The organism is Gordonia neofelifaecis NRRL B-59395, from assembly GCF_000192435.1.
Taxonomy (GTDB): domain Bacteria; phylum Actinomycetota; class Actinomycetes; order Mycobacteriales; family Mycobacteriaceae; genus Gordonia; species Gordonia neofelifaecis.
On sequence record NZ_AEUD01000021.1, the window covers coordinates 21,418 to 46,389 of the forward strand.

Sequence of the window (24,972 nt, forward strand, 5' to 3'; positions counted from 1 at the left end):
GCCGCTCCGTGGGCCCCACCGCAGACTGACAACGTGCTTGCGAACATGTGCTCCGCCCGCCGATGTCGCTGACATCCGCGGCTTGACCCGGCACCGGTCACCGCCGAACGACACCGATTCTCAACCCCCTCACCGGAGGTCTATTCCGTCATGCCAGAAAAGCTTTCCGACCGACTCCTACAGGCGGCGTCCGCACCACTCCAGTTCGCCTACTGGGTCCCCAACGTCAGCGGTGGACTCGTCGTCTCGAACATCGAGCAGCGCACCGATTGGGGCTACGAATACAACCGGACGCTCGCCCAACTCGCCGAGAACAACGGCTTCGACTACGCGCTGAGCCAGGTCCGATACACCGCATCCTATGGAGCCGCCTACCAGCACGAGTCGACCAGCTTCTCGCTCGCCCTCCTGCTCGCCACCGAGCGCCTCAAGGTGATCGCCGCCGTCCACCCGGGGCTGTGGCAGCCGGGTGTGCTCGCGAAGTTCCTCGCCACCGCCGACCATCTGTCCGGCGGCCGCGCGGCCGTGAATGTGGTGAGCGGCTGGTTCAAGGACGAGTTCACCAAACTCGGTGAGCCGTGGCTCGAACACGACGAGCGCTATCGCCGTGCCGAGGAGTTCATCACCTACCTGCGACGCATCTGGACCGACGAGCATGCGGAGTTCAGCGGTGACTTCTACCGGCTCCACGACTTCGATCTCAAGCCCAAGCCGCTCGACCTGCCCGGCCGCGCCCACCCGGAGATCTTCCAGGGCGGCAACTCCACGGCGGCACGGGCCATGGCCGGCCGCGTGTCGGACTGGTACTTCAGCAACGGGAAGGACTTCGACGGCATCACCGAACAGGTGACCGACGTCCTCACCGAAGCCGCCCTGCACGACCGCACGGTCAAGTTCGGACTCAACGGCTTCCTCATCGGCCGCGATACCGAGTCGGAGGCGCGCGATGTGCTCCGCGAGATCGTCGCGAAGGCCGACCGCGAGGCCGTCGAGGGCTTCGGCTCTGCGGTCAAGCAGGCGGGTTCGTCGACGGCGGACGGCAAGGGCATGTGGCAGGACTCCGAGTTCGCCGACCTCGTCCAGTACAACGACGGTTTCCGCACAGGGCTGATCGGCACACCCGAACAGGTCGCCGAGCGGATCGTCGCGTACAAGACCCGCGGAGTGAATCTGCTGCTCCTCGGCTTCCTGCACTACCACGAGGACGTCGTCTACTTCGGCGAGAAGATCCTGCCGCTGGTTCGCGAGTTGGAGAACGACCTCGCCGTCAGCGGCCGCCTGGAGTCCGAACTCGCCCGCCACGGCGTCCTGACCGCGTCCTGAACCCCACACCCAGAGAGAAGAACCGACATGACCATCGCAGAGACCTCCACCGACAACCGCGCACAGTTCGACGCCGCACTGCACCGAGCCGACCTCGTCGCCGCCGAACTCCGCGCGACCGCAGCCGAACGCGACCGCGCCAACCGGCCCCCGCTGGCCGAGATCGAATTGCTCCGCGAAGCAGACCTGCTCCAAGTGGGCGAGCCGGCCGAGTACGGCGGCTCGGGACTCAGCTACGCGCAGTCGCAGCAGATCACCCGCCGCATCGCGCGCGGCGACACCTCGATCGCTCACCTGCTGGGTTACCACTACGCGCAGCAGCGGATCCCCCATCTGTTCGGCACGCCCGAGCAGGCCGAGGAGCAGTCCCGCCGCAACGCCCAGTACAAGCCGTTCTGGGGCGGCGTCCAGAACCCGCGCGGCGCCTCCGGACTGGTTCTGACGCGCGACGGTTCCGGTTTCCGACTCGACGGTCGTCGCACCTTCGCCTCGGGCGCCGGTGTCGCCGATCAGCTCTCGGTCACCGCGACCCTCGACGGTGATCTGGTGTTCCTGTCGATCCCGACGCGCCGCGAAGGGTTCACCGCGCTCGGCGACTGGGACAACATCGGCCAACGCCTCACCGACTCCGGAGGCGTGGTGTTCGACGGCGCCCGTATCGAGCGACACGAGATCCTCGGCGACGATCCGCTGACCGGCCGGGTGCCCGACGCCTTCCAGACCCTGATCACACCGCACTGGCAGCTGGCGTTCGTGAACTTCTACATCGGCACCGCCGAGGGCGCTCTCGAGGAGGCTCTCGACTGGACGCGTCTGAACGCCTCCGCGTGGGAGACGTCGGGGCTCGAGAGCGCGACCGACGATCCCTACATCCTCGAACTCGTCGGACAGTTGCGGTCGGAGGTCACCGCGGCGGCGCTCCTCGCCGATCGCGCGGGCTACGCGCTGCAGCGTGCCCTCGACATCGGCCACGACCTGACCGCCGAACAGCGCGCGGAGACCGCCGTCGCCATCGCGGAGGCCAAGTACGTCACGACCAAGGTCTCGCTCGACGTCGCCTCGCGGCTGTTCGAGATCCAGGGGGCTCGTGCGACCACGACGGCATACGGATTCGACCGGCACTGGCGCAATCTGCGCACCCACACCGTCCACGATCCGGTCGCGTACAAGGCACGCGAGGTCGGCGACTGGACGCTGAACCGGCGAGCACCGCAGTTCACCCTCTACAGCTGAGCCCACCATCCACCCGATCCGCACCGAAAGTGATTCGCGCATCATGACTTCCACCCTCCACGACGCGGCACTGCTCGATCTCCTGCCGGGCATCGCCGACGCCGCGTCACACCGTGACCGGGACCGTGTTCTGCCACGAGCCGAACTGGACGCGTTGTCGAAGGCCGGTCTCCTCGCGATCACCGTGCCCGCCGAGCACGGCGGACCGGGCCTGGGCATCGGGTCGGCGGTGGCGCTCACCGCGTCGGTGGCCGCCGTCGACCCGAGCCTCGCCCAGATCCCGCAGAGCCACTTCACGTTTCTGGACGCACTCCGCCGGGTCGGTTCACCCGCGCTGACGGGCCGCGTCTTCAACCGAGTCCTCGCCGGCGACCGGCTGGCGAACGCCCAGAGCGAACGCGGCGGTGCCACCGTGCTCGACGATTCGACGACGCTCCTGCCCACCGAAGAGGGCCTGCGTCTGACGGGCACCAAGTTCTACTGCACCGGCGCGGTACTGGCCGATCTCCTCGCCGTCCGCGCCGTCGGACCGACCGGCCGGGTGCTGGTGTACCTCCCGGTCGACGCGCCCGGTGTCACCGTGCGCGACGACTGGGATGCCGTCGGACAGCGGACCACCGCCTCGGGGACCGTCGAGTTCGACGATGTGGCGGTGACGGCCGATCAGGTGGTCGACTTCGACGCGCTGTTCACGGCCCCGAGCACCTATGGTGCCCGGGCACAGATCCTGCACGCAGCCGTGGACGCGGGCCTGGCGGCCGGGGCGCTCGCCGCCGGGCGGGAGACCGCGCAGCATGCACGTCCGTGGTTCGAGGCCGGCGTCCGGCGGGCGGTGGAGGATCCCCTGCTGGTGGCTGCCGCGGGCGAGGTCGAGTTGTCCGTCCGCTCCGCGAAGTCGTTGCTGGACACCGCCGTCCGGGCGATCGAGACCGCCGAAGCCGGGGGCGAGACTCCCGAACTCGTCGCCGAGGCCTCGCTCGCCACCGCTGCGGCGAAGGTCGCCGCCGGTCGTGCCGCCAGACAGGCGGGCGAGGTCCTGTTCGACCTCGGCGGGACCCGAGCCGCGGCGGCACCCGCGAACCTCTCCCGTTACTGGCGTGACGCCCGCACGCACACGCTCCACGACCCGGAACGGTGGAAGGTCGTGCACCTCGGCCGCTGGGCGCTGACGAAGACTCCCCCGCCCGTTCACGGAAACATCTGACCCTTCACAGGAAGACTCCATGTCACTGAAACTCCACTGGTTCCTGCCCACCTACGGCGACTCCCGATTCATCGTGGGCGGCGGCCACGGCCTGCCCGCGGGCACCGCACACAGCGATCGACCGGCGTCCGTCGGCTACTTGAGTTCTATCGCGCGGGCGGCCGAAGACTTCGGGTTCACCGCCGCGCTGACACCCACCGGCGCGTGGTGCGAAGACGCCTGGCTGACGACGGCGATGGTCGCCCGCGAATCCGAGCGCCTGGGCTTCCTGGTGGCGCTGCGGCCCGGACTGATAAGTCCGACCCTCGCCGCACAGATGGCGGCGACCTTCAGCCGCCACGCTCCCGGACGCCTTCTGCTCAACGTCGTGACCGGCGGCGAATCCCACGAGCAACGCGCGTTCGGCGACTTCCTCGACAAACCCGCCCGCTACGCCCGCGCCGACGAGTTCCTCTCGGTGGTCACCCGGCTGTGGCGGGGCGAGCGCGTCACCCATCACGGCGAGCATCTTCGAGTCGACGACGCGGCACTCGGCACCCTGCCGTCGCCGGAGATCCCCATCTACTTCGGCGGGTCGTCTCCGGAGGCCGGTCCGGTCGCCGCACGCCACAGTGACGTGTACCTGACGTGGGGCGAGCCTCCCGCCGCCGTCGCGGCCAAGATCGATTGGATCCGCAGACTCGCCGACCGCGAGGGGCGAACCGTCCGCTTCGGCATCCGCCTGCACGTCATCGCTCGCGACACCTCGGAGGACGCCTGGGCGGCGGCGGGCAAGCTGCTCGAGGCGCTGGACGAAGACACCGTGCGGGCGGCCCAGGCGGGACTCGCACGAAGCGAATCCACCGGACAGGCCAATATGCGCGACCTGCACTCGAGTCATCGCGCCGACGGATCGTGGCGGGATCCTCGGGCGCTCGAGGTCGCGCCGAACCTCTGGGCCGGGGTGGGACTGGTCCGCGGCGGTGCCGGCACCGCGCTCGTCGGCAGCCATGCCGAGGTCGCCGACCGGATCGCCGAGTACTCCGCGTTGGGGATCGACGAATTCGTGCTGTCCGGCTACCCGCATCTGGAGGAGTTGTACTGGTTCGGCGAAGGCGTGATCCCACAGCTCACGCAGCGTGGCCTGTTCGTGCCTCCCGGCTCGGATCGATCGCCGACGGCGACGCCGTTCCTGGCCGCCGCGCACTGAACCGCCGCCGATCGAAGGATTCCGCGATGACCACCAGCGTTCCCGCACCGGCCGCTTCCATCCCGACGCCATCGGTCCCGCCACAGGCGCGAGCCGGACTGCGCAGCACGATGTCCGGCTATCCCTCCGGACTGGTGGCCGTCGCCGCCCTCGCCCGATCCGGTCCCGTCGGACTCATCGCGAGTTCCTTCACGTCGGTGTCGCTCGACCCTCCGCTGGTGTCGGTGAACATCGCCAACGATTCGACGACGCTGCCGCGCCTGCTCAACGCCGAGTCCTGGGGCATCAGCGTGCTCGCCGCCGACCAGCATCACGTCGCCGACGCCTTCCGCCGACCGTCCCGCGAGCGCTTCGACGGCGTGTCGTGGCGTGCGACGGCGAACGGCGCCGTCCATCTGGACGGCGCCGCGGCCGAGTTCACCACTACTGTGCGTCAGATCGTGACGGCGGGCGATCACGTGATCGCGGTGCTGGCCGTCGCCGATCATCGCGCCGAGCCCGGAGCCGATCCGATCGTGTTCTACCGCAGTCGGCTGCACCGGATCGCCAACGACGTCGACATCACTCGTCGTCGCTGACCATCCACCGGATGCCGAACTTGTCGATGCACATCCCGAACCGGTGGCCCCACGGAGCCTCGACGAAGGGGACCTCGACGGTGCCGCCCGCCGAGAGGCCGTCCCACCAGGCCTGATTGACGTCGCGGTCGGCACTGCTGACCGAGATCGCGACATTGTCCCCCGACGGCGGACGCGCACCCTCCGGCGAATCCGCCGCCATGATGACGCGGCCGTCGGACGTGGTGAGCGACGAATGCATCACGCGATCGGCATTCTCCGGCGGTGTGCCGGGCACATCTGCATACGTGCGCATCTCGATCTCTCCCCCGAAGACGCCTCGGTAGAACTCGAGGGCGGGACGCGCGGTGTCGCCGAGCATCAGGTACGGGTTCAGATGGGCGGGCATGAGCATCCTTTCGAAGAATCGGTGACACCGTTCGGTGCTTCGACAACGCTACGGTCCACCGCCGCGCGACCGCAGCGACTTCTACTGCTGAATGAGAAGAGTCGCCGTGCCGAGAGCGGACTCACGGATCGTGCAGACTCGGGTGCCCGGTTTCCGGCCGGTGCGGACCTCGCTGATGTTCAGGCCCGCGTCGGCCAGCCGACGCTGCTCGGCGACGATGTCGTCACTGCGCCAGGCCATTCCCATCAGTCCGATCCCGTCGCCGGCGTCGGGTGCGCCGGCGACCACCTCGATGACCGCAGAGCCCGTCCGGAAGAACAGCTGGGAGATCCCGTCGCCCAGGTCGCGGACGAGACGCAGGCTGATCCCGAGGCGACCGCCGAACAGCGCGATCGCCTGCTCGGAGTCGGCGACGGTGAGCACGATGTGGTCGAGCATGCGCGCGTCCGGGCACGTCCGACCCGAGTCGGTCAGGCGCAACGGCGTGGCGTCCGCCAGCCCGATCCGGTGGTCGGACTCGTCCAGGCGCAGGCCGCGCCGTCGAAGGAGATCGGCCGCGCGCGCCAGGTCGGCGACACGGAGGTCGATGGTCAGCGGAGACTGCGGATCCGCAAGGCCCACAGACGCATTGGATGCGCGCCAGGGAGGTCCGCCGAAATCTCCCAAGAGCAGGTCGTACACTGCGCGCGCCGCCGGCGCGTCGGCCACCGGAAGGCTCACGTGAACGTCGCTGACGGCCAACGGGTCGGAGATCGGGGTCACGGACACATCGTGGCATACGCGATCGGGAGGTCGCCCGACACTAGAGTGAGGAGTCCCATCAGGCGCAGGAAGGCTCGCTCATGACAGCGGAAGACCCGATCGATCACGAGGTGACGACCGACGGGGGCGACGTCGACACCCCGCCAGAGCGCGACACTCCGTCGAAGTCGTCGAATGCCCCCGGCCACGCCTGGTCGAGGTACATCGCGCGACTGTCGTACGGAGGCCTGGTGGTGGCGACCGTATTGCTGTGGTTCTCGGTGACCCCGTCACTGCTGCCGCGCGGGCCCCTGTTCCAGGGCCTCGTGAGCGCCGCCGCGGCTGCGGTCGGCTACGCGATCGGCGCGTTCTTCACCTGGCTCGCCCGCTACCTCGTCTCCCGCAAGGAGCCGTGGCCGCGACCCGGCCGCTGGTGGTGGGTCGGTCTCGGAGTGTTCTTCGTCGTCGGGACCGGGGTGATGCTGTACTGGTACCGCCGCTGGCAGGACGAACTCCGTGACCTGATGGGCGTCGAGCACCTCGATTGGACGGCGTACCCGATCATCGTCGCGGTCGCGGTCGTGGTGTTCGCGATCCTGCTCGGGATCGGACAGGCGTGGGGCGCACTGGTGCGGATGCTCGCACGGTGGCTGAGTCGGCGCATTCCGCCGCGGATCTCCGCAATCACCGCTGCGACCGCCGTGGTGATCGTCAGCGTCTTCATCCTCAACGGCGCGGTCGCCGACTACGGCATGACGGCGCTGAACAACTCGTTCGCCGCACTCAACGAAGAGACGAATCCCGACTCCGCGCCGCCAACGTCGACCTTGCGCTCCGGTGGCCCGGAGTCACTGGTCAGCTGGGAGAGTCTGGGCCGTATGGGCCGCACCTTCGTCTCCACCGGACCGACCGTCGCGCAGTTGGAGGAGTTCAACAAGGCCCCGGCGAAGGAGCCGATCCGCGTCTACGCCGGACTGGAGTCGACCGACTCGATCCAGGCGAGCGCCGAACTCGCCGCACAGGAACTGGTCCGCACCGGCGGACTGCAGCGCAAGGTGGTCGGTGTCGCGGGGTCGACCGGGACCGGTTGGGTCAATCAGGCGAACCTCGACTCACTCGAATACATGTACAACGGCGACACCGCGATGGTGTCCATGCAGTACTCGATGCTGCCCAGCTGGTTGTCGTTCCTGGTGGACCAGGAACGCGCCCGGCAGGCCGGCCGAGCCCTGTTCGAGGCTGTCGATCGGCTCGTCCGCCGGATCCCCGAGGCCCAGCGACCCAAGATCGTGGTCTTCGGCGAGAGCCTCGGCTCGTTCGGTGCCGAGGCACCGTTCGGATCCGTCGCCACGATGAATGCCCGCACCGACGGCGCTCTGCTGACCGGTCCGACGTTCAGCAACACCACGTGGGTCGACACCACGGCCGATCGCGACCCCGGATCCCTCGAGGTGCTGCCGACCGTCAACGACGGCGACGAGGTCCGCTTCATCAACACGGAGAAGGATCTGGCGGCCTTCGGCGACAAGCCGTGGGAGCCCGGACGCATCGTGTATCTGCAGCACGCGTCGGACCCGATCAGCTGGTGGAATCCCGACTTGATCCTCAACAAGCCGGATTGGCTGAAGGAGCCGCGCGGATCCGACGTACTGCCGTCGGTGCAGTGGATGCCGTTCGTGACCTTCCTCCAGGTGGCCGCGGACATGGCCGTGGCGGTCGATGTTCCGGACGGTCACGGTCACCACTACCTCGAAGCGATTCCCCACGCGTGGGCGGCGATCCTGTCCCCGCCCGGCTGGACCGCGGAGAAGACCGCCGCGCTGCTCCCTCGACTGCATCGAGACTGAAGCAAGTTGCCGGTCAGGGACCATTACTGGCCGGTAACTTCGGCGGGTAGAATCACGCCCGTGACTCAGGACAAGACTGCCAACGAACTCCCCGCCTACCGGACACACCGTTACCAGGCGTTCCAGGTGACCGTCGCCGACCACGTCGCCGAGGTGACGCTGATCGGCCCGAGCAAGGGGAACGCCCAGGGCCCCGACTTCTGGACGGAGGCGGCCCCGCTGTTCCAGGCGCTCGACGCCGACCCGGAGGTGCGGGCGGTCGTGCTGACGGGCTCGGGCAAGCACTTCTCGTTCGGTCTCGACCTGCCCGCGATGATGGGCGACTTCGGCAAGGTACTCGCGCCCGACGCCAAGGCCGGTCCCCGCACCGAGTTCCACACCATGATCAAGAGCATGCAGGGTGCGATCAATGCGGTCGCCGACTGCCGCAAGCCGGTGATCGCCGCCGTGGCGGGCTGGTGCATCGGCGGCGCGGTCGATCTGATCACCGCCGCCGACATCCGTGTCGCCAGCGCCGACGCCAAGTTCAGCGTGCGCGAAGTCAAGGTCGCGATCGTCGCGGACATGGGCTCGCTCGCCCGACTGCCGCTGATCATCGGCGAGGGTCATACCCGCGAACTCGCGCTGACCGGCAAGGATATCGACGCCGCTCGCGCCGAGAAGATTGGACTGGTGAGCGACGTGTACGAGGACAAGGAGGCCACCCTGGCCGCCGCGCGCGGCATCGCCGCCGAGATCGCTGGCAATGCCCCGCTGGTCGTCCAGGGCGTGAAGGACGTGCTCGATCACAGCCGGGCCGCCCGCGTCGACGACAGCCTCCGCTACGTCGCCGCCTGGAACGCCGCCTTCCTCCCGAGCAACGACCTGACCGAAGCGGTCAGCGCGGTGTTCGAGAAGCGTCCCCCGGCCTTCAAGGGCGAGTAGCCGCGCCTCACGCAGGTTGAGCGAGCGACCCCGCTGGTTGAGCGAGCGCAGCGAGTCGAAACCCCCGACACCTACGCTGGGACCCAGCCACACGTCACCCTGGTTTCGACTCGCTGCGCTCGCTCAACCAACGGAAGGCGGGGCCCGCATAACCAAATGGCTCACCACACAGACCACCGATAGCTGAGCCAGCAACCTCGCTGGTTGAGCGAGCGCAGCGAGTCGAAACCCCCGACACCCACGCTGGGACCCAGCCACACGTCACCCCGGTTTCGACTCGCCCCGCTCGCTCAACCAACGGAAGGCGGGGCTCGCTCAACCAACAGAAGGGGCCGCCCGCTCAACCGACGGAGGGCGCCCGCTCAGCTGGCGGTGTTCGACAGCCGGAAGAGCGGAATCACGCGGTTCGTCCGCTCCTCGTACAGCGTGAAGTTCGGCCAGATCGCCAGCAGCTGGGCCCAGGCCGCGTCGCGGTCGACCCCGGAGAGCTCCGTCGCCGACATGCGGCGCGCGACGCCGTGCACCTCGACGTCGAACGATTGCGCGGCGCGGATGTTGAACACCCAGGCCGGCGTCTTGGGTCCGCCGAAGTACGAGCCCGCGACGATCCAGTCGTCACCGTCCGGGGCGGCGAGCATCGTCGTGGAGTGCAGGACACCGCTGCGCCGGCCGGGCACGGTGATCGTGATCCCCGGCAGGCCGGCGATCCGAAGGAAGTCGACTCGACCGCCCGAGACCTTCTGGACCAGCTTGTCCGCCTTGACGATCCACGGCAGGTACTTGGGCAGCCAGGCGATCGACCCGATCAGGATCGCCAGCCGGGTGAGGATCCCCACGCGTCAGCCGAGCGTTCGGGTGAGCGTCTCGGCGAGCAGCTTGGCCACCTCGGCCGGATCGTCGAGGTCACCGCCCTCGGCGAGCACCGCGGTCGCGTAGACGAGTTTGGCGGTCGGCTCCAGCGCGGCGTGATCGTCGTCGGCGCCGCCGAACCTCCCCTGCAGCGCGGTGACGAGAGCGTTGTCCGGATTCAGCTCCAGGATCCGCTTCGACTTCGGCACGGGCTGGCCGGACGCCCGGTACAGCTTCTCCAGCTGCGGTGTCATCGAGAAGTCGTCACCGACCAGGCACGCCGCCGACTCGGTCAGCCGCGAGCTGAGACGGACCTCGGAGACGTCATCGGCCAGGGTCTGACCCATCCACGACAGCAGCGGCGCGAACTGCTCGTCACGCTTGGACTTGTCCTCGTCCGTATCCGCCGCGTCCGCGTCGTCGAGGTCGACGACACCCTTCGCGACCGACACGAGCTGCTTGCCCTCGAAGTCGATGCCGGACGACACCCAGACCTCGTCGACCGGGTCCGAGAGCAGCAGCACCTCGATCCCCTTGGCGCGGAACGCCTCCAGGTGCGGCGAGCGTTCGATCTGGGTCCGCGACTCGCCGGTCATGTAGTAGATGACGTCCTGCTCGGGCTTGCACCGCGAGAGGTAGTCAACGAGCGTCGTCGGCTCGGTCTCGCTGTTCGTCGACGCGAACACCGACGCCTTCAGAATCGCCTTGGCATTGTCCTGATCGTTGATCAGGCCTTCCTTGAAGACGCGGCCGAAGTTGCCCCAGAAGGTCTGGTAGTCCTCCGGACGACGGTCCTGCAACTCCTGCACCGAGGAGATGACCTTCTTGACCAGTCGCCGACGGATCGCCCGGATCTGCCGGTCCTGCTGCAGGATCTCGCGCGAGACGTTCAGCGACAGGTCGGCGGCGTCGACGACGCCCTGAACGAAGCGCAGGTACTCGGGCATGAGCTCGGTCGCGTCGTCCATGATGAACACCCGCTTGACGTACAGGTGGATGCCGCTGGCGCGCTCGCGCATGAAGAGGTCGAACGGTGCCTGCGTCGGAATGAACAGCAGCGCCTGGTATTCGAACGTTCCCTCGGCGTGCAGCGAAATCGTCTCGAGCGGATCGTCCCAGGCATGCGAGACGTGACGGTAGAACTCGGCGTACTCCTCGTCGGAGACCTCGCCGGGCGACTTCGCCCACAGCGCCTTCTGCGAGTTGAGCGTCTCGTCGACCTCTTCGACCGTCGGTTCGGCGCCTTCGATGTCAGGATCGGCGGGCACCTGCTTGGTCACCGTCATCCGGATCGGCCACGAGATGAAATCGGAGTACTTCTTCACCAATCGGCGCAGCACGTTCTGATCGGCGTAGTCGTGGACGGCGTTCTCATCGTCGACGGGCTTGAGGCTCAGGGTGATGGCCGTGCCCTGCGGCGCGTCGGCGACCTCGTCGAGGGTGTAGGTGCCGTCGCCCGTCGACGACCATCGCGTGCCGACGCTCTCGCCGGCCTTCCGCGTCACCAGTTCGACACTGTCGGCGACCATGAACACCGAGTAGAAGCCAATGCCGAACTGACCGATGAGCTCACCGGCGTCCTTCGCGTCGGTCTCGGCCAGCTTGCGGCGCAGTTCGTCCGTACCCGACTTGGCGACCGTGCCGATGAGGTCGATGACCTCGTCGCGGGTCATGCCGATGCCGTTGTCGGAGACCGTCAGCGTGCGGGCCTCGGCATCGGGAGTGAGGCGGATCGCGAGGTCGGAGATATCGGCGTCGAGGTCCTTATCCCGCAGTCCTTCCAGCCGCAGCTTGTCGACCGCGTCCGAAGCATTCGAGATCAGCTCCCGAAGGAAGCTGTCCTTGTTGGAGTAGATCGAATGGACCATCAGATCCAGAAGCTGTCGCGCCTGGGCCTGGAACTCGTACACCTGCGAGGTCACCGCATGACTCCTCATCGTTGAGCTGATTTCGCGCCGACGAGTTTACCGGTGAGCCGACGCGTACTGTGAGGGACGTGTCTGGCGTCCCACGTGCATTGTTCGTTCACGCCCATCCCGACGACGAATCGTTGTGGACCGGTGGCACGATCGCGCGAGCGTCGCGCCGCGGCGGCGAGGTCTCCCTGGTGACCTGCACGTGGGACCGCGGGACGACGCGCCACGGCGAACTGCTCGACGCCGCCGACGAGTTGGGCCTGGCCCGCGAGCCCATCATGCTCGGCTACGCCGACAGCTTCGTCCCCGAATCGGCGCCGGGCGCCACATCGTTCGTGCTCGCGCCGTTCGACGAGCAGGTCACCGCGCTCGTCGCACACATCCGGGAGCTCCGGCCGCACATCCTGGTCACCTACGACGCCTTCGGCATGTACGGCCATCCCGACCACATCCACGCCAACCGGCTGACCTGTGCGGCCGCCGATGCCGCCGCGATCGGCGCCTACCACCCCGAGCTCGGCGATCCCTGGCAACCGTCCTCGCTCTACTTCATCACCATTCCGGAGGCGACCGTCACCGCGCTGCGGCCTCACTTGAAGGAGGATTCGCACCTGCCGCTGACCGGAACGCCGAACGAGCGGATCGACCTCGCTCTCGACATCGGTGACTGCCTCGGTCACAAGATCCGCGCGATCCTGGCGCATAAGACGGAGATCTCCCGCAGCGCGTCGATGAAGGACTTCGGCGCCCTGCCCCGCGATCCGCAGCAGCTCTTCCTGCGCTGGGAGTCGTACCTGCGGCGCGACCTGGTCCCCGGTGGCGCGGACCTCGCGTAGGCCGCGTCACGGCCTGGCTTCACTCAGGCGGAGCCGCCACCCGGAGCCACGTACTCGGTGAGGTCGGTGCGCAGTCCCGATGCGCGAGCCACTCGGCGGCCGACCGCGGCGCGCAGCGACTCAGGGGTCCCGACGATGGTGACTTCCCGCTCGGCTCGGGTGATCGCGGTGTACAGGAGCTCGCGCGTCAGCAACTCCGCATCCGGTGGCGGCAGAACGACCGTCACGGTGCCGAACTGGCTGCCCTGACTGCGGTGAATCGTCATGGCGTACACCGGAACCGCGTCCGCCAGCTGGCTCGGGTGCAGTCGTTTGATCTCGTGGCCGCGCTCGAAGACCGCGGCCACCCCCTGACCGTCGGCGATCACCACGCCGGAGTCGCCGTTGTAGACGCCCTGCGCGCGATCGTTCGCGGTGACCAGCAGCGGCTCGCCCGGGTACCAGCGGTCGGCGCCGAGGCCGCCGCCGAGATCGTCGGCGATCCACCCGACGACCCGCCTGGACCAGCCGGCGACGCCGTATGCGCCGTCGCGATGCGCGCAGAGGACCCGGTGTCCACGGAGCGCGACGACCGCGGCGTGGGCGTCGCCCGCGTGGGCCGCCTCGCGCAGGCTTCGAGCCCACTCGACCGCCTCGCGGCGAACGCTGTCGTCGGCGTCCGGCGGGATCAGTCGCACCGGGTGGTCGGATCCGGCGCCCGCACCGATCAGCTCGAGCACCCGGTCCGCGTCGCCCGCGTTGACCGCCTCGGCGACCTCACCGATGCGGTCGCCGTACCGGTGTCCGCGACGCAGGGTGATGACACCGCGACCGAGCGACGACTCCTCGGCCGGATCGAAGTCCGCCGAGTCGAGCGAGGTGGTCGCGACGAAGGCGTCCGGCAGTTCCGCCTGCACGTGCGACGTGGAATCACGGTCCACCAGGTCGGCGAGCACGGCACCGGCCTCCACCGACACCAGTTGGTGCGGATCGCCGACGAGAATCAGCCGGGTGTCGGCCCGCAGCGACTCGAGCAGGCGGCACATCATCGTCACCGGCAGCATCGACGTCTCATCGACGACCACCACGTCGAACGGCAATCGGTTGCCGGACCCGCGCAGGAACGTGCCGTCCGGCCGCGAACCGAGCAGCCGGTGCACCGTCACTGCGACCGGGTCACTGCGGAGGGTCTGATGCTCCCGCCGGTACTCCCCGATGGCCGACTGGAGCTGGGCGGCCGCGCGACCGGTCGGGGCGCACAGTCCGATGCGGAGGTCGCCGCCGAACAGCGTCTCCATCACCGCGAGGATCCGGGCCACCGTGTAGGTCTTCCCGGTGCCGGGTCCGCCGGCGAGGACGGTCGTCCACGATGTCGCAGCCAGCGCCGCGGCAGCGCGCTGGCGGTCGTAGCCGCCCGCGTCGCCGTCGCCGAACGCGATGTCGAGCGCGGCGCTGAGGACGGCCGGATCCACCTCCGGCCGACTCGCCGCCCGCTCGTCGAGAATGCGACGGATGCTCTGCTCCTGGCGGAAGAACTTCCGCAGGTACAGCAACGGCCCCTCGTCGGAGTCGGCCAGTGCCAGCGGACGCAGCGGGCCGGAGGGTGCGCCGACGACGAGCGGCGACGCGGTCAACGCCTCGCGGAGCGCGCCGGGTCGCGGCCACGACAGCGGCTCCGCGCCGTCGGGCGTCGGCGGTGCGAGCTCCTCGATCCGATCCAACTCGACGCAGGTGGAGCCGGTCCGGACCGCGCGGACGGCGAGCGCCGCGCCGAGCAGCACGTCGTCGTCGACCGGTGCACCGGACAGCGCCGCCACCCGCCGGGCCACGTGCACGTCGGCCGCGCTGAGCACCCCCGCCGCATTGAACGCCGTCAGCCGGTCGGCGCCGTACGCGACGTGTTGCGCATGGTGTTCGGATGTCGTCACGGCGTCGCTCCCTCGGTTCGTCCGGCCAACAGATCCGACATCTCGACCACCAGTCGCCACGGCAGGTTCCACTCGAACACCCCGCATCCCGGAGGAGTCTCGGGCCCGGCCATCCCGCGCACGAAGTGATACTGCACCGGCCCCAGATGACGCTCCGGCCGGTAGTCGGCGAGCCGCCAGCGGAGATAGCGGTGCAATGCGACCGAATACAACAGGGCTTGCAGCGGATAATGAGCGGACATCATCTCCGCGGCCATCGACTCCCGGTCGAAGTCCTCGACCGACAGGTCGCCCGCACGCAGCCGGTTCGTCTTGTAGTCGACCACCACGAATCGATCGTCGTCGGTCCGCAGCACCGAGTCGATGCTGCCGGTCAGATATCCGCTGAAGGTCTCCGAGGAGACGGTCCGCACTGAGTCGGAGTAGGCGACGAGCGGATCGTCTGCGGGCAGATGCCGCGCGAGCAGATCGCCGACGGCACCGAGGCCGAATCCGCCGCCCTCCGCCGACAACGGCAGTTCGAAGTCGAGTTCTGCCAGCCGTCTGCTCGGCTGAACGCTCCACAGATCGCCGAAGCCGAGCGGTGTGGTCAGGACGCCTACGAGGGCGCGCGCCAGGACGTCGACGTCGATGTCGACGGCCCGCGCGGCGGCGCCCTGCCGGCACATGGCGAGGACGTGTTCGTCCCGATCCGCCGACGACGTGTCGACGTGCTCGAGCACTTCGTGGACCAGGGTGCCGAATGCCGCGCCGAACGGCAGTCCGTTCATCAACGACGGCGGCCCGGTCATCTCGGCGGACGCCGCGCCCGGCGCGGCGAGGCCCGCGTCGTCGGGTTCGTCCGGCCGATGGACGTCCTCCGGCTCGCTGCCCGCTTGAACCGTCGCCGCAGCGGGCGGCGTCTCGGCGTGAACGGCCGCGTGCGCCGCAGCGACGATCGCCGAGTACGACGTCCGCCGCCACTGCTGGTCGATCCGCCGCCCGAACCGTGCGACGTCGAGGATCGGCGACGTCGCGCTCGGCGCGGGCGGTCGCCACTCGACACGGCCGGTCCGGGCCGCCGGCTCGACGACGACCGACGGACTCGCCGCGGCCACGCCCCGGAGGATTGCGACGCAGTCGGAGTCGATCGGCGGAATCGGCACCGTCTCGGGTATCGGCGAGATCTCTCCCGATCGCGCCGCGATCCGACGGTCCTCGGCGGTGAACAGCAGTCGGTGCAGCGCGCCACGCGCGGTGGTCGTGCTGGGTGCCCACCACAGCACCACCTGGCTCCGTGCTCTGGTGGCCGCCACGTACAGCAGTCGCAGGTCCTCACCCGCGCCCTCGATCCGCGACTGACGGTCTCGGCGCGCGTAGCCGCGAGCCTGCTTGCCGCCGACGTCGAGATGACGCCGATCGTCCTCGTGGAACAGGAAGGTCGCCGGGTTGGGGTGGCTGGCACCGTCCCACCCGAACGGGACGTAGACGATCGGGAACTCCAGCCCCTTGCTCGCGTGCACCGTCATGATCTGAACCGCCTCGGTGTCGCGGTCGAGCCTGCGGGTCGCGTCCCGCTGCTGGCCCCACTGCGCCCCGTCGTCGATCTGCCCGCCCAGCCAGTCGACGAGCGAGGCGATCCCGGCCGAGGTGTCGGACGCCTGACGGTTGCACAATTCCGAGATCTGGAGAACGTCGGTGAGCAGTCGCTCCCCGCCGTCCATCCCGAGAAGCCGCTCGGCGGTGCCGAACTGACCGAACAGCCGGGCGGCCATCGCCGCGAAACCGCCGTCGACGAACACCCGGCCGAGTTCGGCCAGCTGTCCCGACAGTGTGCCGACGCCGGTGTCGCCCTGACGCTCGAGGGTCGTGGCCGACAGCCCGATGATCGGCGTAAAGGCGGCCAGCCGCACCCGCGGCTGACGCGACGGCGTGTCGATGGCGGACAGGACGTACCACCAGTAGCGCGCCGCGGGCGTCGCGAAGATCGAGGTCCCCGAGGTGACGACGGAGGCGATGCCGCGATCGCCGAGCGCCTGCTGCAGCGGCGCGATCGTGCGATTGGCGCGCAACAGGACGGCGACGTCACCCGGTCTCACCGGGCGCGTCCGACCGCCGTCGTCGATGGTCACGTCGCTGTTCAGCAGCCGGGCCAGGTCGTCGGCGACGTCTTCTGTCACGCGGCTGCGAACCTCTGCGACGAGCGGCGCGGTGCCGTCCTGGGTGAACGTGGTGAAGTCGCCCCGCATGAATCCGCGGATGCGGACCGCCGGCGCACCGTGCACCCGCGAGCCGGCGCGTCGCGCCTGCACCGGCTGGTAGGCGATCTGCCGGTGACCGAGCGTCGACCCCTCGAAGATCGCCGCGAGCCCGTCGACGACCGCCGCGTCCGACCGCCAGTTCACCGTCAGCCTGCGCTGCTCGCCCGCCGCCTCGACGGCGTTCAGATAACTCAGCACCTCGGCACCGCGGAAGGCGTAGATAGACTGCTTCGGGTCGCCGACCAGGATCAGCGGCAGATGACCGTGGAAGCAGCGTTTGACGATCTCCCACTGCTGCGGATCGGTGTCCTGGAACTCATCGATCAGCACCGCGGAGAACTGCTCCCTGATCCGTCGGCACGCCTCGTCGCCGATATCCGGATCGGTGACGATCTCGTACAACGCCTGTTGCAGGTCGTCGTACGTCCGAATCCGGGCCAACCGCTTGCGCATCGCAGTGTGCTTGCGCGCCTGCTCTGCCATCCACACCCGGATGTCGGATTCGTCGGTCCGCTCGTCCTCCCGATCCGGTGCGAGGACAGCTGCCGGATCGCGCACCGCGGCGACGGCGATCTGCTCCACCTCCGCGTAGGACGGGGCGTTGTCGGGGTCGCCGGAGAACCGTGAGAGGTATGCATCGCGCGCGATCTCCGCGACCATCTCGTCGACGTTCTCCAAGATCGGAAACTGCTGCTGGCGGCCGCCGAGGAAGCCGAGCACGGCGAGCATCCGATTGCAGAAGGTGTGCGTGGTGGCCATCGTCGCCGCATCGAAGTCCGACAGCGCGTCGGTCAGATACTCGCGCCGACGGACGACCTCGGCGACGTCCGCGTCGGCGAGAAAGGCGACGAGATCGTCGTCGGACGTCCGGGCCGCCTCGGGATCGGCCAGCGCGGAGACGCATTCGGTCAGGCGCGAATGCGTCCGGTCGCGCAGCTCCGCCGAGGCCGCGTTCGAGAAGGTCGCCATCAGCAGGTCGGCGACCGGCACCCCGTGTGCGATGTAGCGCACGGCCAAAGCGACGATCGCGTAGGTCTTGCCGGTGCCCGCGCTGGCCTCCAGCACCAGGGTCCGGTCCGGGAGCGGACCGGTGAGGTCGAAGGCGACGGCGCCGTGATCGACGGTCATCGATCCTCCTCGTGCATGCGCAGCGGACCGAAGAGGGCCGCGGCGAGACGGATGTACATGTCGGTCGACTCGTCGCCCGGCAACCAGGCGCCGATGCTCGCCAACGACTCCGCGGCGGGCACCGCACGACGCAGCGTCGGGAAGTCGACCGGTGCATCCGGGTCTCCGTGGAAGACCAGACCGGCGTAACCGCTGCCGTCCGCGTACGACTTCTTGTACGCCCACTCCGCACGCCGGAGCGCCTTGTCCGGCGACCCCGATCTCGTGAACTCCGACGCGGCGGCCTCCGCGGCGTCGAGGGTGAGGCCGATCGGTGCGGTCAGACCGGCGTCGCGGACGGCGACGAGCAGGTTCAGCAGATCGGTCGCCTCCGACGGCGTGCTGAGTCTGCTGACCTTCGCCGAGGGATAGCGTCCCGACGCGCTTCCGATGACGATCGCCTCGGCCACCGTCTCGTCGGATCCGGCCGCGATCGCGAGCAGCCGAATCCATGCGGCGAGACGATGCTTCGGTCCGAGTCGCGAATAGGCCACGGGCACCAGTCGGCCGGAGAAGACGTCGCCGACGGTTCCGTACAGTCGACGACCGCCGGCGAGCGTGACCCGCACGTCGACGGCGTCGGCGGCGTCGCTGCGATAGCCGTGCGCGGCAGTCGCCACCGCTTGCGCCTTGTCACGGATCGGACCGAACTCGCGGGCGCCGAAGGCGAACGGCGGCAGGCTTCCCCGTCGCAGTTCCGCGCCCTGCGCGGCGCGGGCGTCAGCTCCGCCGAGAAGTGCTCCGAGGTACCGATTGCCGACCCCCCAGCGCTCCAGGCCGTCCAGCTCGACGGCCAACTCGTCGCGGTGCTCGTCCGTCTCGTCCGGCAACCCGACACCGAGTCGCTGCCTCGCGTAACCGTCGACCGGTGCGGCGAAGAAGCTGATCAATTCGTCGAGGTCCAGGTCGCCGGTGAGGTCGGTCGGCGGAAGCGACTCGTCGGCGATCACCGGCACGGCGGGCCCGCGCGCCCGGGAGCGGGCCAACTCGCTGAGCGCCCTCGCCCCGGGAAGCAGCGCGGCGTCGTAGCTGAACGGGCCGGTCCCGTCGACGACGAAGTTCCGCTCGTCGAAGGCGTGCAGGCTGTGACGATGCAGCACCGGCACCGGGTCCCCCGTGTGCAGACCGAGAACTCGGCGGACCGCGTCGAGCAGTTCGGAGACGACCACCGCGGGCGGCACCTGCGCCCCGGTGAGGGCGTCGGCTCCGGTGTAGAAGACGAGCAGGTTGTCCGAAGCCGCGCAGATCGCATCGAGAAAGACCTGGCGGTCCTCATCGCGGACGTGTCGCTCGCCGACCATCGGGACCACTTGCAGGATGTCGTCGCCGTCCAGCGCTCCGGCACGCGGGTACGCCCCGCTGTCCATGCCGAGCACGACGATCACGCGGTGCGGCACCGACCTCATCGGCACCATCGAACAGACGGTGAGCTCGCCGGTGCAGAAGTTCGACCGGGTCGGCCGCGCGCGCAGCAGCTGCCCCATCAGGTCTCGCAGATCGGCCAGTTCCAGTTCCGACGCCTGAGCCTCGCCGCCGACGGTCAGCGCATCGGTGATCATGCCGACCGTCTGCGCGCGCTGCCATTCCGTGTCGGAGTCGGTGTCCGTCAGCAGGTCGACGGCGCGGATCAGCAGCTCGAGCCACTCGTGCGTGGTGTGCCGCGCGGACACCGTTCCCAGCGTCGCCGTGAGCCGATCGGCGAACTCGGCGAATCGGCCGGCCAGATCGGTGTCGGTGGAATCGATGCCCGACAACGGCAGGGCCGTCGCCAGCCATTCGTTCTCCGACTCCTCAGCGACGACGCCCAGCAGGATCCGGTCGAGACCGGTGCGGACCGTCCCCTGCGGGAACCCGCCGAGACCGAACCGCTGCCGCTGAGTGTCGTCGACTCCCCACCGGATGCCCGACCGCTGAACCCAGCCGGTGATGGTGTCGACGTCGTCGTCGCTGAATCCGAACCGCCGACGGACGGGCTCGGCTGCGGCCAGGTCCAGCAGATCGCCGGCCCGCACCCGTCCGGCCGCGAGGTCGAGTACCCGGGCCAGGACGTCGAGCACGGCGTTCTGCCTGCGGATTCCGCGGTCGGCCAATCGGACCCGCAGCGAGAACGCCGGGTGGTCACCACTCCTGCTCGACTGCCCGAACACGCCGCCGATCAGCGGCGCGTAGGCCTCGACGTCGGGGCACATGATGAGCACGTCGCGCGGTTCCAACGTGGGGTCGGCGTCGAAGAGGTGCAGCAGACGGTCGCGCAGCACCTCGACCTGGCGCTGCGGGCCGTGGCATGCGTGCACTTCCAGGCTGCCGTCCGCTGCGGTCGCCGCCGGGCCCGGGTCGTCCCGGCGGATGCCGTCCTGGAGTGCGGACAACAACGTGCCGCACGTCGCGCCGGTCGCCGCGTGATGGACGCTCTCGCGCACCGCCGGCGCGATCACCTCCTGCAGCTCCTGAACGTCGCGAGACAGGCTCGCGAGGAGCGGATGCCGGACGCGCACCGAGGTGCGCGCCGACCGCGGCCGCACGCCGGCATCGGGTGCCGCGGCCGCCACCGCGGTCCACAGTTCCGGTGACGGGTGCGGCAGATACAGGGCGACCTCGCGGCGTTCCGACAGCGCCGCGAGAACCGTCCGCAGAGTCGCCGGAATCCGCGTCGCCCCGAACAGTGCCAGACGATCCGGAAGCGCGACCGCGGCGGGCTCCTCGCGGAGTCGTTCGGCCACCCGCGGCAGTTCCTCCGCCAGATGCGGGTGTCCGACCTCGTCACGGACCAGGCGCCAGAGCCACGGCTGCCAGCGAAGGTGCTCGGCCAGCGGCTCGCCGGCCCCGTCGGTGTCCGCGCCTTCGGCCCACTGCGCGATCATCGACGGACGCTGCCAGCCGTACGAACTCAGCAGCCCGGCGATGGTCGACGCCGTCGACAGGCGACCGCCGCGCGCGAGCCCGTCTCCCTCTCGGCCCGCGACGTGCGCTGCGAGCACCTTCAGCCGCGGATCCTCGAGGTTGGCGTCGAGCACTCGCAGCACGGGCCAGCGCAGCCGATCGGCGAACCAGCTCTCCGCCGCGTCCGGGTCGGCCGCGGTCGCGTCGAGCACCTGCCGGAGCAGGAACGCCGGCGAGTCGAAGGCGATGTTCGCTGCGATGCCGTCGGTGCCGATGCCGGTCCCGAGGCGGGTCGACAGTTGCTGCCGGAGCCAGCGTTCGACCCCGCGCTCGGGCACCGCCACGACCTCGGTCTGCATCGGGTCCCGGAGCGGTGTCCGAAGCGTCTGCGCCAGCGCATCCACCAACTGCCCCGCCTGTTCGGCACGATGCACGGTCAGCACTGTCGGTCTCCTTCTCGTCTCCGGCCGTCGGCGGTGCGTCTCACCGGCGTCGGCGGAACTCCACCTCGTCGCCCGTGTGCCTGCGCAGGCCCGCCAGAATCGCCTCGGGGATCGGCGCCGGACGCCCGGTCTGCTTGTCGATGACGGCGCAGGTCGTCTCCGCCAGGGCCGTCAGTTCACCGTGCGGCGACCGCATCCGGTAGCCGTAGTCGAATGACTTCTCACCGATCCGCGACACCCAGATCTCGATCTGCGCCGGATCGTGGTGATAGAGCAGCGGTGTCACGAACTCGATCTCCTGGCGGGCGATCAGGAAGCCCAGCTGTCGCTCGTCCTTCGGGAACCAGGCGTGCATGGTGCGCACTCGTGCCTCCTCGAGGAGACGCGCGAACTGCACGTTGTTGATGTGGCTGAGCGGATCCATGTCGCCCCAGCGCAACTGGATCTCGACGACGAACGGTGAGTCGGACATGCGTGCACCATATCGCTCACCTCCGACACCGCCGCCCGCCGGATGTCGGCCCGGCGTCGCCGAACCCGCGCCTCGCCGACGCGACCCGAGTGGCGACGCATCGTCGGACGTCGCCGATACACTCCCCTGGTGGACATCGGGACTCGACGACTTCGGCTGCGGCCGGTGCTGCCCGAGGACTCCCCGCTCCTCCACCGGCTCGACACCGACCCCGCGGTGATGCAGTTCGTCACCGGCGGGGCCGCGACGTCGGCCGCGACGATCACCGACTGGGTGATTCCGCGCTCGCAAGCCCAGTTCCGCGACCACGGAACCGGGCTGTGGGTCGCCTTCGACCGGCGGACCGCGCGGTTCGCCGGCTGGGTGTGGCTGCGAGTCCCCCGGCACTCTGCGGTTCCCGAACTCGAGCTGAGTTATCGGCTCCAGCGCGAGTCGTGGCACCGGGGGCTGGCCACCGAGGCGGCGACGGCGTTGATCACCGTCGCGTTCACCACGACCGACACCGAACGGATCTTCGCGAGCACGCACCCCGACAACGTGCGGTCGCAGCGCGTGATGCAGAAGCTCGGCATGCGGCTGGCGACCGAACATCTGCGACCCGAGCACTTCGACGACGCGTTCATCGGGCACGACGTGGAGTACGAGGTGATCCGGGCCGATTGGCGACGTAACCGGCTGCCCGCGGCGGCCGCCCGGCCGGGCAGGCATCGACCGCGAGGACCCGGGACGGCCGAGATGACCGCCTGAGCGCGGCGGACTACCGTTGGTCGGAGGGCCCGGTCCGGCTTCGACCGCAGCATCGGGCACCGACGCGCACGATCCGCTACACCTCGTCGATTGAACCCATACCCAGGAGAGATTCAATGACCAGCAGCCCTGCCACCAGCCTGCGCCGCCGCCGTCAGGTCGTCATCATCGGCTCCGGCTTCGGCGGCCTGTTCGCGGCGCAGCGCCTCAAGAAGGCCGACGTGGACGTGACGCTCATCGCGAAGACGACCCACCACCTCTTCCAGCCGATGCTCTATCAGGTGGCGACCGGCATCATCGCCGAAGGTGAGATCGCGCCGGCCACCCGCGTCGTCCTCCGCAAGCAGAAGAACACCCGCGTCCTTCTCGGCGAGGTCTTCGACATCGATCTGAAGACCCAGGTGGTCCGGTCCCAGCTCCTGGAGCGGGTCACCGAGACCGCGTACGACGACTTGATCATCGCCGCGGGCGCCGACCAGTCGTATTTCGGCAACGACCACTTCGCCGAGTACGCACCCGGTATGAAGACGATCGATCACGCGCTCGAACTCCGCGGACGCATCCTCGGCGCCTTCGAGCAGGCCGAGCTGTCCGACGATCCCGCCGAGCAGCAGAAGCTCCTCACGTTCGTGGTGATCGGCGCGGGACCGACCGGCGTCGAGCTCGCAGGCCAGATCGCCGAGATGAGCGAGAAGACCCTCAAGGGCGCCTTCCGCAACATCGACCCCACCGACGCCAAGGTGATCCTCCTCGACGCCTCGCCCGCGGTGCTTCCGCCGTTCGGCCCGAAGCTCGGCGAGAAGGCCAAGCGACGCCTGGAGAGCCTGGGCGTCGACGTCCAGCTCGGTGCCATGGTGACCGATCTCGACTACGACGGACTGACCGTCAAGGAGAAGGACGGGTCCACCCGGCGCATCGAGAGCCAGTGCAAGGTGTGGTCCGCCGGTGTTCAGGCGAGTTCGCTCGGCAAGGTGCTCGCCGATCAGTCCGACACCCGACTCGACCGCGCCGGCCGCGTGCAGGTCGGGCCGGACCTGACGATTCCCGGCCACCCGAACGTGTTCGTGGTCGGCGACATGATGGCCGTCGACGGCGTTCCCGGAGTCGCGCAGGGCGCCATCCAGGGCGGTCGCTACGCAGCGGACGCGATCCTCGCCGAGATGCGCAAGGGACAGACTCCCGATCAGCGCAAGCCGTTCAGTTACTTCGACAAGGGCTCGATGGCCACGGTCTCACGGTTCAGCGCCGTGATGCAGGTCCCGATCCCGGGCACCAGCAAGAAGTTCGAGACCGAGGGCTACATCGCCTGGCTCGGCTGGCTCGCCCTCCACTTGGTGTATCTGGTCGGCTTCCGAAATCGGCTGAACACCATCATCAACTGGTTCTTCGCGTTCAACTCGCGCGGACGCACCCAGCTCGCCGTCACCGAGCAGCAGGTCTATGCGCGCTCGGCGCTGACCGAGCTGTCGTATCTCGAACGCCTCCGACTCGCTGAGGCGGCGAAAGCCGAAGAAGGAGGTCAGCAGGCGAACGACGCCGGCTGACACAAGGCACAGATCGAGCGCCTCGCCGTTACGGCGAGGCGCTCGAATCGTTCTGCGCAGCGCGCTCAGGCGGTCGGCATCTCGATGTTCTGCAGCCGCACGCGTGACTGCGCGACGAGCTTGCCGTCCGCATCGGTCATGTCGACCTGCCACAGCTGCTGCCTGCGGCCGCGGTGAATCGGCGTCGTTGACACCGACAGCACGCCGCCGGCGACCGGCCGAAGGAAGTCGGTCGAGTTGTTGGCCCCGACCGCCGATCCGCCGATCCCCGTCTCCTGCAGCCAGCAGTAGGCGCTGATGCTCGCGGCGCTCTCCGCCAGCGCGCAGTACACGCCGCCGTGCGTGATCCCGAACGGTTGGTGGTGGATCTCGGAGATGTCGAGAGTGCCGCGCACCCCCTCGCCGTCGGCGTGCGTCACGGTGAATCCGAGGAGCTTGTCGAGGCCGCGAGCCTCGGTCGCATCGAGCGCGTGTGCGGGAGTATCCATGCTCTGCACCTTGCCACCACCCGAAGACGACACACCAGTGGCCCCCGCGTTCATCC

The 24,972-nt window shown here is 69.2% G+C and carries 19 protein-coding genes; 10 read left to right on the top strand and 9 right to left on the bottom strand.

Annotated elements, in window-relative coordinates; translation table 11 throughout:
* Positions 1-150: 150 nt before the first annotated feature.
* The 5 genes from sfnG to SCNU_RS18140 are packed head-to-tail and all read left to right on the top strand — an operon-like array spanning position 151 to position 5,527.
* Positions 151-1,323, top strand: coding sequence for a dimethylsulfone monooxygenase SfnG (sfnG, locus tag SCNU_RS18120; protein WP_009680873.1), 1,173 nt, complete (start codon positions 151-153; stop codon positions 1,321-1,323).
* Positions 1,324-1,350: 27 nt separating this feature from the next.
* On the top strand, positions 1,351-2,556 hold the full coding sequence (locus SCNU_RS18125) for an acyl-CoA dehydrogenase family protein (RefSeq protein WP_009680874.1): 1,206 nt from the start codon (positions 1,351-1,353) through the stop codon (positions 2,554-2,556).
* A 43-nt stretch (positions 2,557-2,599) separates the two neighbouring features.
* Positions 2,600-3,760 (top strand): acyl-CoA dehydrogenase family protein, encoded by a 1,161-nt coding sequence (locus tag SCNU_RS18130; protein WP_009680875.1) that lies wholly within the window; start codon positions 2,600-2,602, stop codon positions 3,758-3,760.
* A gap of 19 nt (positions 3,761-3,779) precedes the next feature.
* Positions 3,780-4,949, top strand: a complete 1,170-nt coding sequence (locus SCNU_RS18135; RefSeq protein WP_009680876.1) for an LLM class flavin-dependent oxidoreductase — start codon at positions 3,780-3,782, stop codon at positions 4,947-4,949.
* 26 nt (positions 4,950-4,975) lie between these two features.
* A complete protein-coding gene (locus SCNU_RS18140; RefSeq protein ID WP_009680877.1) occupies positions 4,976-5,527 on the top strand; it encodes a flavin reductase family protein in 552 nt (183 codons plus the stop codon).
* Here SCNU_RS18140 and SCNU_RS18145 read toward each other — a convergent pair.
* Positions 5,511-5,915, bottom strand: coding sequence for a VOC family protein (locus SCNU_RS18145; RefSeq protein WP_009680878.1), 405 nt, complete (start codon positions 5,913-5,915; stop codon positions 5,511-5,513). The genes SCNU_RS18140 and SCNU_RS18145 overlap by 17 nt on opposite strands.
* An 81-nt stretch (positions 5,916-5,996) precedes the next feature.
* Positions 5,997-6,677 carry a VOC family protein gene (locus SCNU_RS18150; protein WP_009680879.1) on the bottom strand — a complete coding sequence of 227 codons (681 nt, stop codon included), beginning with the start codon at positions 6,675-6,677 and terminating at the stop codon, positions 5,997-5,999.
* Between the two features lie 80 nt (positions 6,678-6,757).
* On the opposite strand from SCNU_RS18150, the gene SCNU_RS18155 reads away from it, so the two are divergent.
* Positions 6,758-8,503, top strand: coding sequence for an alpha/beta hydrolase (locus SCNU_RS18155; protein WP_009680880.1), 1,746 nt, complete (start codon positions 6,758-6,760; stop codon positions 8,501-8,503).
* Positions 8,504-8,563: 60 nt separating this feature from the next.
* On the top strand, positions 8,564-9,427 hold the full coding sequence (locus SCNU_RS18160; protein ID WP_009680881.1) for a crotonase/enoyl-CoA hydratase family protein: 864 nt from the start codon (positions 8,564-8,566) through the stop codon (positions 9,425-9,427).
* A 362-nt stretch (positions 9,428-9,789) separates the two neighbouring features.
* On the opposite strand, the gene SCNU_RS18165 is transcribed toward SCNU_RS18160, so the two are convergent.
* Both SCNU_RS18165 and htpG read right to left on the bottom strand, forming a co-directional pair.
* On the bottom strand, positions 9,790-10,263 hold the full coding sequence (locus tag SCNU_RS18165; RefSeq protein WP_009680882.1) for a nitroreductase family deazaflavin-dependent oxidoreductase: 474 nt from the start codon (positions 10,261-10,263) through the stop codon (positions 9,790-9,792).
* A gap of 3 nt (positions 10,264-10,266) precedes the next feature.
* Positions 10,267-12,213, bottom strand: a complete 1,947-nt coding sequence (htpG, locus tag SCNU_RS18170; RefSeq protein ID WP_040518853.1) for a molecular chaperone HtpG — start codon at positions 12,211-12,213, stop codon at positions 10,267-10,269.
* Positions 12,214-12,263: 50 nt separating this feature from the next.
* On the opposite strand from htpG, the gene SCNU_RS18175 reads away from it, so the two are divergent.
* Positions 12,264-13,028 carry a PIG-L family deacetylase gene (locus SCNU_RS18175; protein WP_139026125.1) on the top strand — a complete coding sequence of 255 codons (765 nt, stop codon included), beginning with the start codon at positions 12,264-12,266 and terminating at the stop codon, positions 13,026-13,028.
* A gap of 23 nt (positions 13,029-13,051) precedes the next feature.
* On the opposite strand, the gene recD is transcribed toward SCNU_RS18175, so the two are convergent.
* From recD to SCNU_RS18195, 4 genes are read right to left on the bottom strand one after another with little or no spacing between them, the layout of a single operon-like run.
* Positions 13,052-14,935, bottom strand: coding sequence for an exodeoxyribonuclease V subunit alpha (gene recD / locus SCNU_RS18180; RefSeq protein ID WP_009680885.1), 1,884 nt, complete (start codon positions 14,933-14,935; stop codon positions 13,052-13,054).
* Positions 14,932-18,303 (bottom strand): UvrD-helicase domain-containing protein, encoded by a 3,372-nt coding sequence (locus SCNU_RS18185; RefSeq protein ID WP_009680886.1) that lies wholly within the window; start codon positions 18,301-18,303, stop codon positions 14,932-14,934. Before SCNU_RS18185 ends, recD begins: the two co-directional genes overlap by 4 nt.
* Positions 18,300-21,665, bottom strand: a complete 3,366-nt coding sequence (gene recC, locus SCNU_RS18190; RefSeq protein ID WP_009680887.1) for an exodeoxyribonuclease V subunit gamma — start codon at positions 21,663-21,665, stop codon at positions 18,300-18,302. Before recC ends, SCNU_RS18185 begins: the two co-directional genes overlap by 4 nt.
* 40 nt (positions 21,666-21,705) lie before the next feature.
* On the bottom strand, positions 21,706-22,137 hold the full coding sequence (locus tag SCNU_RS18195) for an acyl-CoA thioesterase (RefSeq protein ID WP_009680888.1): 432 nt from the start codon (positions 22,135-22,137) through the stop codon (positions 21,706-21,708).
* Positions 22,138-22,266: 129 nt separating this feature from the next.
* Between SCNU_RS18195 and SCNU_RS18200 the strand changes: the two genes are divergently transcribed.
* Both SCNU_RS18200 and SCNU_RS18205 read left to right on the top strand, forming a co-directional pair.
* Positions 22,267-22,884, top strand: coding sequence for a GNAT family N-acetyltransferase (locus SCNU_RS18200; protein WP_009680889.1), 618 nt, complete (start codon positions 22,267-22,269; stop codon positions 22,882-22,884).
* Between the two features lie 116 nt (positions 22,885-23,000).
* Positions 23,001-24,428, top strand: a complete 1,428-nt coding sequence (locus tag SCNU_RS18205) for an NAD(P)/FAD-dependent oxidoreductase (protein ID WP_009680890.1) — start codon at positions 23,001-23,003, stop codon at positions 24,426-24,428.
* 65 nt (positions 24,429-24,493) lie between these two features.
* On the opposite strand, the gene SCNU_RS18210 is transcribed toward SCNU_RS18205, so the two are convergent.
* Entirely contained in the window at positions 24,494-24,916 is a 423-nt protein-coding gene (locus SCNU_RS18210) for a PaaI family thioesterase (protein ID WP_009680891.1), read from the bottom strand.
* Positions 24,917-24,972: the final 56 nt, after the last annotated feature.